The organism is Mycobacterium sp. NGS40 (assembly GCF_059812735.1).
This window is the reverse complement of sequence record NZ_JCALDG010000080.1, coordinates 1-1,776: the sequence shown is the minus strand read 5'-3', so window position 1 is coordinate 1,776 and position 1,776 is coordinate 1. Positions and strand designations below refer to the sequence as shown.

Here is a 1,776-nt window from a genome sequence, read left to right as displayed (position 1 = left end):
CTAGGAGAGTCCTGAACAAAAGGTTTTGAGGGCGGGGTGCCTCCAGCGCTCTGTGGCGCGTGGTTGAAGTCAGACCCTGGGTCGACACGAGGGTCACCCCGCCCGTTGTTGAGCGTGGCATGGATCTAGGGGTACGGGCAAGGGTTGCGCCTTTTGGTGTCAGGCCATGGCCCAGGTGGTGCCGGTGTGGCCGAGGCCCATGGTGATCAATCGGCGCAGATTGATCGCGGCGGCGCGGTGATGCAGCCAGTGATCGTTTTTGATCACGCCGCGGTAGCGGACTTTACGGTTCCCGCGTGTCAGCCACGCGATACTGCGCTCGACCATTGGTCGGTGTTGACGATATTCGTTGAGCCAGTCCACATTTCGAGCTGCAGTGCGTGCGGTGCGTTGCAGCTTGTCGTGGGGTGCGACCTTCAGCGTCTTGCCCGCGACGCTGGCGGTGCACCGCTGCCGTAGTAGGCAGCCGCGGCACGCTGCCTTGAACGTCGCCGCCCCGGTGGGGCTGATGTTTCGGGTGAGCCCCGCCGGGCACGTCGCCGTGCGGTTGACGTGGTCGACGGTGAAGTCGTCGACGGTGAATCCGCCTGGGACCGCCGAACGCGTCGGTGCCGGTTTGACCACGTCGACATGGCCGCTGGCGGCCAGTTCGGCGCGCAATTCCCCTGATCCATAAGCACTGTCGGCGAGCACCCGTATCGGCTCGAACTCACCCGCCAGCAGGACGATCCCGACTGCGGCGTCACCGCTGCCGGCGCCGCTGGCCTTGCTCAACGTGCAGTCGGTGATGATCCCGGTGTCGGGTTCGATCGCCACGTGGGCCTTGAATCCGTCCTGGCGGCGATGCACGGTCTTGTGGGCGTGACGCGCGTCGGGATCGATCGTGGAGATGATCCGATCGGGCGCCACGTTCTGGGCGATGCGCCACCGTCCGTCGGTGCCCTCGGAACCCTCGACGGGTTCGACGTCTTGGCCGGCGATCAACGCCAACAAGGCCACTGCGTCGGCGGCCCTGGGGCCGAGTTCCTGTTCGGGGAGATACCCCAACAACCGATGGGCATCGCTGACCAGGGCATCGACCAACGTTTCCCGGGCCTGGACGTCGTTCCAGGCGATCGCCGGTTTACCCGGATCGTCGTAGTCATGGGCGGTGCACTGAGCGGTGATCACCTCGACCGCACCCGGCACCTCGCGGCGGACCCGGCGGATCGCACCGATCAACTGGGTCACGGTGTCTTGAGTCGCGACCGCGTCATCGAGGATCGTGGAATCCAAAGCCCGCCGGGTCCTACCCGAGAGCACACCGGTTTGGGTGATCACGGTCTTGACCGCCTCGAAGATGCGGTTCGGAGAATCCGAGGCCGCCAACCGGCGCCGCCAGTACGTCAACGTCGTGGGATGAAACGCACCATCGGTGACCGCCATGCCGCACGCGGTCTTCCACCGCAGATCGAAGGTCACCGCATCCACAGTCTCGCTGTCAGACAAGCCATGCAACGCCTGCAGCGTGATGATCGCGGCCATCACATCAGCAGGAACACTGGGGCGGCCTCGCCCGCTGGGAAACAAGTCCGCGAACATCTCATCGGGGAACAGCTCCCGCCGATGCGCTGCCAGGAACCCAAACACGCTGCCCGCCTTGAGCAGATGCCCCGTCACCGACTCCGCATCCAGAATTTCCCGCTGATCATCAGAGTGACCCTGCACCCTGAAATCATCCCAACAACCCGCGACCAACCGACCGATCGCCACGCGGATTATTCAGGACCCTCCTAG

At 64.8% G+C, this 1,776-nt stretch carries 1 protein-coding gene; it reads right to left on the bottom strand.

Annotated features, from left to right (window positions below; all coding sequences use genetic code 11):
- Positions 1 to 159: 159 nt before the first annotated feature.
- The gene (locus tag AC5Y5O_RS31945) at positions 160 to 1,707 is read right to left on the bottom strand and encodes an IS1182 family transposase (protein ID WP_500028737.1); all 1,548 of its coding nucleotides are present in this window, start codon (positions 1,705 to 1,707) and stop codon (positions 160 to 162) included.
- Positions 1,708 to 1,776 lie beyond the last annotated feature (69 nt).